The organism is Brevundimonas sp., from assembly GCF_041911375.1.
Taxonomy (GTDB): Bacteria; Pseudomonadota; Alphaproteobacteria; order Caulobacterales; family Caulobacteraceae; genus Brevundimonas.
The window spans coordinates 1-8,857 of the sequence record NZ_JAYRPA010000072.1; the positions used below are offsets into that span (position 1 = coordinate 1).

The 8,857-nt window shown below is 72.6% G+C and carries 7 protein-coding genes; 3 read left to right on the forward strand and 4 right to left on the reverse strand.

The annotated features are described in order from the left end of the window. Both ACE3PU_RS12180 and ACE3PU_RS12185 read left to right on the forward strand, forming a co-directional pair. Positions 1–201 (forward strand): hypothetical protein (locus ACE3PU_RS12180; protein WP_374390133.1); only part of this gene is annotated, 201 nt, incomplete at its 5' end. 123 nt (positions 202–324) lie between these two features. Then, positions 325–1,248 carry a HEPN domain-containing protein gene (locus ACE3PU_RS12185; RefSeq protein ID WP_374390135.1) on the forward strand — a complete coding sequence of 308 codons (924 nt, stop codon included), beginning with the start codon at positions 325–327 and terminating at the stop codon, positions 1,246–1,248. Between the two features lie 67 nt (positions 1,249–1,315). Here the strand turns inward: ACE3PU_RS12185 and ACE3PU_RS12190 are convergent, their stop codons facing one another. Genes ACE3PU_RS12190 through ACE3PU_RS12200 form a run of 3 tightly spaced genes read right to left on the reverse strand, consistent with a single transcriptional unit; the run spans position 1,316 to position 5,721 of the window. Further along, positions 1,316–1,456, reverse strand: a complete 141-nt coding sequence (locus ACE3PU_RS12190; protein ID WP_374390137.1) for a hypothetical protein — start codon at positions 1,454–1,456, stop codon at positions 1,316–1,318. A 36-nt stretch (positions 1,457–1,492) separates the two neighbouring features. Next, positions 1,493–2,962 carry a lipopolysaccharide biosynthesis protein gene (locus tag ACE3PU_RS12195; RefSeq protein WP_374390139.1) on the reverse strand — a complete coding sequence of 490 codons (1,470 nt, stop codon included), beginning with the start codon at positions 2,960–2,962 and terminating at the stop codon, positions 1,493–1,495. After that, positions 2,959–5,721 carry an AMP-binding protein gene (locus ACE3PU_RS12200; RefSeq protein WP_374390141.1) on the reverse strand — a complete coding sequence of 921 codons (2,763 nt, stop codon included), beginning with the start codon at positions 5,719–5,721 and terminating at the stop codon, positions 2,959–2,961. Before ACE3PU_RS12200 ends, ACE3PU_RS12195 begins: the two co-directional genes overlap by 4 nt. A 95-nt stretch (positions 5,722–5,816) precedes the next feature. Between ACE3PU_RS12200 and ACE3PU_RS12205 the strand changes: the two genes are divergently transcribed. Then, on the forward strand, positions 5,817–8,321 hold the full coding sequence (locus tag ACE3PU_RS12205) for a TonB-dependent receptor (RefSeq protein WP_374390143.1): 2,505 nt from the start codon (positions 5,817–5,819) through the stop codon (positions 8,319–8,321). Here ACE3PU_RS12205 and ACE3PU_RS12210 read toward each other — a convergent pair. Next, positions 8,318–8,857 (reverse strand): MFS transporter (locus ACE3PU_RS12210; RefSeq protein WP_374390145.1); only part of this gene is annotated, 540 nt, incomplete at its 5' end. The two genes, ACE3PU_RS12205 and ACE3PU_RS12210, sit on opposite strands and share 4 nt — an antisense overlap.

The window sequence follows — 8,857 nt, forward strand, 5'->3', positions numbered from 1 at the left end:
CCTCGCCTACAACATGAAGCGGGTGATCGCGGTGCTCGGGACCAAGCCCTTGATGGAAGCGATCAGGGCCTGAGAAGGAGGCGCTCCGGCCTCAATGCCGCGCGCCCACCGCAGCAGCTCAAGGCGTTTTTACACGGCCTCAGTCAAATGCGGATTTCAAATCCGCCACCGCCCGAAGATCTGCTTACTGGCAGCGGTTGAATGCCTGCAAGTGGCGCAATCCAGCGCCTCCCTTCCGCCGTGACCGGCAAATAGGGGCGCATATTTCTCTTCAGCGTCGCCGTTGGCGGATGCAACCGGCGCGATTTCGGTTAGACTCGCCTGATGCGGTCCGATCTCGACCATCTTCCTGAACGCCAGCAGCGTGAACTTGAACGGGTGCGCGACCTCTTACTCGCCGGTTTCGAGGCAGCGAAGAACGGCGGCGGTGGCGGCACTCAGACCTGGCGCCGTGGCGGCATGGTGCTGAAAATCATCCTGTTCGGCTCGTATGCGCGCACCGACTGGGTCGATGAGCCGGAGAACGGTTATCTTTCGGATTTCGACCTGCTGATCGTGGTGAACCACCAGAAGCTCACCAATATCGCCGACTACTGGTGGAATTCGGAAGACCAGATCCTCCGCGATCCCGCGATCGGCCGCACCGTCAATCTGATCGTACACGACCTTCAGGATGTGAACGACGCCCTGCGGCGCGGCGAGTACTTCTGGAGCGACATCGTGCGAGACGGCATCGCGCTCTACGAGATTCCCGGCCATCCGTTCGCGACGCCGCAGCCTATGACGCCGGCCGACGCGCTCGCTCACGCCGAGGCCTATTACGTCAGGCTGTCTCGCTCGGTCGATGTGTGGCTGGAGCTTTCTCAGGTCGCTCTGGATCGCGCAGACGATATCGAGTGGCGCAGGAAAGCGGCCTTCAGCCTCCATCAAGCCGTCGAAGCGGATTACGCCTGCGTCCTGCTGGTGCACACCTTCCATTTCCCTCGCTCTCACAACATCAAGTTCCTCCGCTCCCTGGCGGAGGATGTGGACACCCGTCTGGTGAAGGCTTGGCCTCGGGATCAGCGCTTCGACCGGCGGCGCTTCGAGTTGTTGAAGCGGGCCTATGTTGAGGCCCGCTACAGCGACCAGTACGACGCCTCGGTTGAGGATCTGGACTGGCTGATGGCCCGCGCTCGCCACCTCCGGGAACTCGTCGCCGACCTCTGCCAAGCCCGCATTGCAGAGCTGAAGGCGAAAGCGTCCTGAACGTTGGCGGGTTGGAGGCGACGGCGTTTGACCGTCCGACAGATCGCGGGTGCGCTGCTGGCTCCGACTAGAGCCTGAGCACAAAGGCGACGATGAGCGCCCAGAGCGCGCCGCTGGCGGCGACGGCGCCCAGGAGAGCGGCGGGGCGAAGCGTCCAGCGGGCCTCGAGATCGCGCCACGGGGCCAGAGGGGGAGACGGACGGGCCATGCCGAACCAACGAGGGTGCAGGGTGACGGTTCCGCCTCAGGTCGCCGCCCGCGCCCGGACGCGGCGGAGCCCCTCCCCCACCTGACGGCGCAGCTCCGGGTCGATCACCAGCATGCCGGCGACGAACAGGGCCATGCCGGCGCCGACCAGGAGCGCCAGCGCTTCCGGAGGGGCCAGCGACGCCGGCAAGGCGCGCTTCAGCCCTTCAACCGCGGCCGCCATGGCCACCGCCATGAGCAGGGGCCTCCAGGCGCCGCGCCACAGCGGCGCGATCTCCGTATCGGCCGCACGCCGGATCCAGACCAGGCCGACCGGGATCAGGAGGTAGGATTTAACGACGCTCAGGATCACCAGCGGATAGAGGCCGAACACCCCCCCGATCGCGGCGAGCGGCAGGCCGACCACCGCCTGGGCCAGGCTCCAGTAGAACATCAGCCGCCCACGGCCCTTGGCGACCAGCACGGCGCTGATCAGGAGGTTGGCGTGCAGCGCCGGGGCCATGACGCACAGGATCGGCATGATGGAGCCGGCGACCGCCCAGTGGGCGCCGAACACCAGCGGCAAGGCGACGCTCGAGACCGCCATGGCGCCGAAGAAGGCGGGATAGAGGACCAGGGCGGACAGGCCGGCGACGCGGACCAGGGCGTCGCGGTAGGCGGCGTCATCGTCGCGGGCTCGCGCCAGGAGCGGCATGGCGATCTGGGTCAGCGGGGCCACGGTCAGCTGGGTCAGCAGGTTCAGGCACTGGCCGCCGACCCGCAGGAAGCCGACCGCAGCCGGAGCGATGGTCAGGCCGGCGATGAGCTCCACGCCCCGTGCATTGACCTGGGCTACGATGCGCGATCCCAGAAGACTGCCGCCGAACCGCAGAAGGTCGGAGGCGGCCGCCCGGTCGAAGGCCAGACGCGGACGCCACGGGGCCCCGATCCATGCCAGGACCACCATGACCGCCGCCGTGACCAGGCCCCGCACCGCCAGGGCCAGCACCCCATGGCCCGCCAGCGCCAGGGCGATGCCCACGAGGCCGCCCACGATCGAGGACGCCAGGCTCCACATCGCCAGCCGCCGGAACGCCAGCCGGCGTGTCTCGCGCACCAGGTGGACCGCGCCCAGCGGGGCGACCGCCAGGCTCAGCGACATCAGGGCCACGACCGGGCCCACCGCCGGGGTGCGGAAGACCCAGGCCGCCAGCGGGGAGAGGAGAAGCGCCACGCCGAACAGCAGGACGCCGATGCCTGTCATCAACCAGAAGGCGGTGCTCGCCTCGCGGTCGTCGAGGCTGCGGCGCTGGATGGCGGCGTCGAACATGCCGCCGTCCGAGACGCTCGACAACAGCTCGACCAGGATGGCCGCCAGGGCGACCACGCCGAACTCCGTCGGGCTGACCAGACGCGACAGGGCCACGAACAGGCCGAAGCGGACGATCTGGCTGACCGCCGCCGCGCTGGTCGACCAAAAGGCGGCACTGGTGAACCGCTGCGCGGGAGCGGGATCGGGCAGGCTCATGACGCCACGCGCGCCCCTTCGTCGCCCGCGGGGTCAGAAGGCGCCGACGGGACTGCGGCCGGCGCGGCCTGGAGCGCCTCGGCGAACAGGGCCGCCAGCCGCTCGACCTGCGGCGAGAGCAACATGGTGTAGTGGTCTCCAGGCGCCCGGCGGACGGTCAGGTCCGGCGCCCAGCCCCCCCAGCCCAGATCGTCGGCCGCCTGCGGCGCGCGCTGGGCCTCCGCCCGGAACAGGGTCACCGGCCCGGCGTAGGCGGCGGGGCGCCAGGCGAGGATGGCCGGCCCACGCAGATGCTCGATCAGGATCTTGCGCACGAAGGCCACGCTGTGGGCCCCGCTCACCCGCGCCTTGGCCAGGATCAGGCGGCGCAGGAGGCCGAAGGCCCGGAGCCGCAGCAGGAGGTGGAACAGCAGATCCTTCAGGGCCGCCGCCAGGCCCTGGGCCCGAGCCTCGCGGACCAGGCGCGCCAAACCGCCCGCGCCGGGGCGTTCGGTCCGCAGCCAATGGCGGACATCGCCGCGCTCGGCGGCCAGGTCGATCAGTCCCAGGAACCGGGGCGTACGGCCGTCGCGCGCCAGACGCCGCGCCGCCTCATAGGCCACCACGCCCCCGGCCGAATAGCCGGCGAGCGCGACCGAGCCCGTCGGGGCTACGGCCTCCACCCGCGCCAGCGCCGCCTCGACCAGCAGGTCCAGCCGCCCGAGATCGCGCGGCGACCGCTCCAGCCCGGGATAGGCCACGACCTCGAACCGCACTCGGTCCGACAGGCCCTGGCGGAACGCGGCCAGGCGCGGCTCGTCGCCGCCGAGCCCGGGGCACAGGACGACCACGGGCCGCGCATCAGCCCCGGGGGCGCTGGCGAACCGGCGCGTCAGCCGGGCGGCGAGGTCGGCCTCCGTCGCCTGCAGGTCAAAACAGTCCAGCGGCGCCGGACGGCCCAGACTCTCCTCGATGTGGAGCGCCGTCTGCAGCAACTTGAGCGAATCCCCGCCCGCGGCGTCGAACGCCCGGCCGGCCGCGCCGGGGCCGAGCACGGCGCGCCAGGCCGAGGTGACCGCTGCGGTGATCGCCGGGTCCGCCGCCGAGGCGTCTGGCGCATCCGGCGCGCCCGCGCCGTCGGCCGGCTCGGCCGGCTCGGCCGGCAGGGCGGCGCGGTCGATCGCGACCAGAGCCGCCAGATCGACCTTGTAGTTGGCCAGGCGCGGCAACGCGGGCAGCAGCCGGACCTCGGCGGGAACCATATGGGGCGGGACCTCCTGGGCCGCGGCGGCGCGCAGCCGGGCGACCTCCGGGGGGGCGTGCAGGGACTCCGGGACCACGAAGGCGACGAACACCGCCTCCCCGGCCGTATACCGCGGCACCACCGCTATCTCGGCCACGCCCGCGGCCTTCAGCAGCGCCGCCTCGACCTCGGCCGGATCGGCGCGCAGGCCGCGCATCTTGATCTGGCGGTCCCGGCGTCCGACGAACAGGAATAGGCCGTCGGGCGTGCGTTCGACCAGGTCGCCGCCGTCGTAAAGCCGCCCGCCCGGGGCCTCGGCCGCGACGAAAGCGCCCGCGGTCAGCCGACCGTTCTGCCAGGCCCCGGCGGCCATAGCCTCGCCGCTGACCAGCAGTTCCCCCGCCTCGGCGTCCGCGCCGGTGTCGGGATCGACGATGCGGACGGCCAAGTGCGCGCCGACACGGCCCGAAGGGACGGGCGCCCGCGCCGCCCAGGCGCCGTCCGCAGGCAGGATCCAGTGGAAGACCACGCCGGTCTCGGTCGAGCCCTGGGTGAAGCGGATCGCCGCTCCCGCCGGCAACACGGACCGGAACAGCGCCACGTCCTCACCGTAGAGGCGGTCGCCGCCCGTGGTGACCGCACGCATCCGCGCGAAGGCCGCCGGCGCCTCGGGCTGGCCCATCAGGGTGCGCAGGACCAAGGGGATCATGCTCAGGAGGGTGACGCCGTCCTCGCGCAGCACCCGCAGGGTCTCGGCGAGGCCGGCGGCCTTCAGCTCCAGCATGCGCACCCGCGCGCCCGTCAGCAGGCCGGACAGCAGGTCCTGGTTCCCGCCGGCGCCGAGCGAGGCCAGGGACAGGATCACGTCGTCGGCGTCGATGCCGAGCAGATCGATGTGTTCGGTCCCCATCGCCCAGATGGCGCTCTGGCGGTAGGCCAGACCCTTCGGCCGGCCCATGCTGCCGGAGGTGAAGGCGACCCCGGCGAGCGGGTCGCCGGAAGCGGCGGGCCAATCGGTCGGCGCGCCGTCGTCGAGCGCGTCGGCGGGGGCCTCGAGGTCCAGGAGCCGGATCGGCGTGTCGCCCATCAGCTCCGCGTCCGGAGGGCTGCGGGGATCGACCAGGGCGAGGACCGGACGCGTCTCGGCCAGAATGGCGCGCTGCCGCTCGGGCGGATGGGTCGCATCGACCGGCGCCAGCGGCCGTCCCGCGGCCAGGGCGGCGAGCAGCGCCACGGGATAGAGGACGCTCGCCGGCAGGACCGCCGCGACCGGGCGACCCGGCTCCAGATCCGCCTCGGCCAGGGCCCAGGCCAACCGCAGTGCCCGCCGGCGGAGCTCGGCGAAGGTCAGCGCCATGACGCCGTCGTCGACGGCCACGCGATCGGGATGGAGGGCCGCCGCCGCGTCGAACCGGGCGATCAGGGCCCCGGGCGACCAGGGCGCGCTGAGGGGCGGCTGCTCAGGCCGCACGCGGTCGTTCGCCGAACGGGGCTCGCCCTTGATCCAGCGTTGCTCCGCCGACGCGTCTGTGGTCACGTGTTGATCCCCGAACGCCGCATTCCGAGACGGCGCGTCCCCTTAAGGCGTGAATACTGCAAGCGTCGGGCCGACGACAGACGGGGGTTACGAAAATGAGACATCGGGCGCTGGCGGCGGTGCTGACGATTGGCGCGGCCGCGGGACCGGCCGGCTTCGCCTGGGCGGAACCCGCGGCGGAGGAGCCGCAGCGGGTCGATGACATCGTGGTCACCGCCCAGCGTCGCGCTGAAGCCCTGTCGGAAGCGCCCGTGGCGGTGACCGCGGTCGACGCCGCCGAGGCCCGAACCCTGCGCCTCTTCCGCTTCTCCGACCTGGCCGCGGTGACGCCGGGCCTCACCGTCCAGTCCAAGTCGCCGTCCGACTCCGTCATCGTGCTGCGCGGCGTCTCAAACGGGGACGGCTCCGCTTATCAGGAGCCGCGCGTCTCGGTGTTCCAGGACGGGGCGCCGCTGTCGCGCGCCCGCGCCGCCGTCTTCGAACTCTTCGACCTCGAGCGGATCGAGGTGCTGCGCGGGCCCCAGACCACTTTGTTCGGCCGCCACGCCCTGACCGGCGCAGTGAACGTGATCCAGCACAAGGCCGATCCCGAGCCCGGCGGCGGCTTCGCCATCGAGGCCGGGTCGCGCGGCCAAAGACTGTTCGACGGCGTGGTCAATGCGCCTCTGGGCGACGCCCTGGCCGTTCGGCTGGCGGTGCGCCGGCGCGAGGACGCGGGGCGCAACTCGGACCTCCTGGGCGGCGGCCGGTTCGGCGAGGGCCGGACCGACGCGGCCCGTCTCACCCTCACGGCGCGCCCGACGCCCGCCTTCCGCAGCGACCTGATCCTCAACCTCGAGCGCGAGACCGGAACCGGCCAGGCCTTCAAGTCCCGGACCTTCCGCCCCGCCGATCCGGCGACGGGCGAACCGCTCGGCGACCTGTCGTCCTGGAGCGGCGCCGCCCTGGCCGCCGGCGACGGCTTTGAGGGCGGACGCCCCCTCGGGCGCGAACGCCGCCTGGACGGGCTGGTCTGGCTGAACCGCTGGCGGATCCATCCCGACCTCGAGCTGTCCGCCGTGACCGCCGGACGCCGGTTCGAGAGCCTCGAAATCCTCGACTTCGACGGCTTCGCCCTGCCGCTGCTGACCGTCGGCGACGACGCCTCCGGCGAACAGTGGAGCCAGGAGCTGCGGGCCAACTGGACGCCCCACCCCGCCCTGGACGCGGTGTTCGGGCTCAGCGCCCAGGCCGATCGCGGCCGTCAGCGCATCCCGCTGCAGATCGACGAACGGCTTGTCCTGGCCCTTCTGACGGGGCGGCTGGACCGCACCGATCCGGACCTCCGCCCGCAGGACGCCTATACGGCGCCGGCCGTTCAGGCCGCCCTGCTGCGCGGCGTCGCCCAGGCGCGCGGAGCGACGCTCGCCCCGGCCCTCGCCGAGGGGATCGCGGCCAATCTGCGCGGCGACCACCGCGAGGCCTACGCCGACTTCGGCAAGTCTCGCGGGATCGACGTCTACGGCGACGTGGCCTGGCGTCTCACGCCGCGGCTGCAGGCCACGGCGGGGCTGCGCTACGGCTGGATGGACAAGGTCAGCGGCCTGTCCGCCGAGGTCGAGAGCCGCTCGGTCCTGGCCGGCTTCCTCGGGGCGCTGGGCCAGCCCGCGGCCCAGCGCAACGCCCTGTTCGCCGCCCTCGCCGCCCCTGGCGCCGCCACGCGGCCGCCGTCGGCGACCTATCCCCTGCCCCGCTTCGGCCTGCGCGCCCAACCCACCGCCGGAGGCGCGACCGCCTATGCGGCCCTGGACGACGAGGGTCTCGCCGGGCGCCTCGTTCTCAAATACGACCTGACCGACGCGGTGATGACCTACGCCAGCTACGGGCGAGGCCGCCGGCCGCGCGTGCTCTCGCCCGAGACCCCGGCCCGACCCGAGGGACCGGTCGTGTTCTCGACGGTCTCGGCCGAGACCATCGACGCCGTGGAGATCGGAGCCAAGGCCGCCGCGCCGCGCTACGGCCTGCGGATGGAGACGGCCCTCTATCGCTATGTCTACCGCAACTTCCAGACGCTCCAGCAGCAGGGCGCGCAATATGTGGTGACCGACGCCGGGCGGGCCGACGCCTGGGGCCTGGAGGCGGAGGCGCGCTGGGCGCCGACACCGGCCTTCGAAGGCTTCGCCGTGCTGGAGGGGTCCCACGCGCGCTTCGAAGACGGCGCCTACGCCGGCAACCGCTTCGCCCTCCAGCCGGACGCGCGCGCGACGCTCGGCTTCACCTGGACCCACGCCGTGCCGGGCGGGCGCGTGCTGACGACCCCGGTCTACGCCTGGCGCGGGGCGCACTATTTCGCGGACGACAACGGCCGGCCCGAACTGATGACCGGCGCCTTCGTGGCTCCCCTCGACTTCGAGCCGCGCCAGTCGGCCTATGGCCTGCTCAACCTGTCGGTCGCCTTCGAACCCGACCACCGGCGCTGGCGCGCCAGCGTCTTCGCCACCAATGCGCTGGACGCCCGATACATCGTCGAGGCGGGCAACGGCGGCGAGGATTTCGGCCTGCCCACCTATGTGGCCGGTGAACGACGCGCCCTGGGTCTGCGCCTGGACGTCGCCCTTTAGCGGGCCGCGGTGGGCACGCCCCGCAGCACGACCCAGCCGGCCGCCAGGAAAAGGACGATGACCGGCATGGCCACCCTTTGGGTGCCGGCGACCTGGGTCAGGGCGGCGATGGCCAGCGGGGCCGCAAAGGCGGTGGCCTTGTTGGAGAAGGCGAACAGGCCGAACCAGCGCCCTTCCTCCCCCGCCGGAATCAGCTCGGCCATCCAGGCCCGCATGGCGGCCTGGAGCGGCCCGGTGGCCACGCCGATCAGCAGGCCGAGCGCCATGAAGATCCGCTCGGCGGGCGCGGCCATGAAGCCGTCGTTCGGCGTCGGCGGCGCGACCGGCAGGCCGAACACCGCATCCGCCCGCAGGCCGCTGACCCCGGCCACGGCGACGGCCAGCAGGGCGATGGAGCCGAGCACGAGGGCGCGCGACGAGAGCCGACCCTCCAGCCGGCCCGCGCCCCAGGCGCTCGCCCCGGCCACGATCACCAGGCCCAGGCCATAGGCGCCGAGCTCGGGCGCGCCCCAGTCGAACAGGCCGGCGGCGAGCAC

Excerpts from the sequence above, each read along its gene's own strand:
- ACE3PU_RS12185 (WP_374390135.1), top strand. The coding sequence starts at position 325 with ATGCGGTCCGATCTCGACCATCTTCCTGAACGCCAGCAGCGTGAACTT.
- ACE3PU_RS12190 (WP_374390137.1), bottom strand. The coding sequence starts at position 1,456 with ATGGCCCGTCCGTCTCCCCCTCTGGCCCCGTGGCGCGATCTCGAGGCC.
- ACE3PU_RS12195 (WP_374390139.1), bottom strand. The coding sequence starts at position 2,962 with ATGAGCCTGCCCGATCCCGCTCCCGCGCAGCGGTTCACCAGTGCCGCC.
- ACE3PU_RS12205 (WP_374390143.1), top strand. The coding sequence starts at position 5,817 with ATGAGACATCGGGCGCTGGCGGCGGTGCTGACGATTGGCGCGGCCGCG.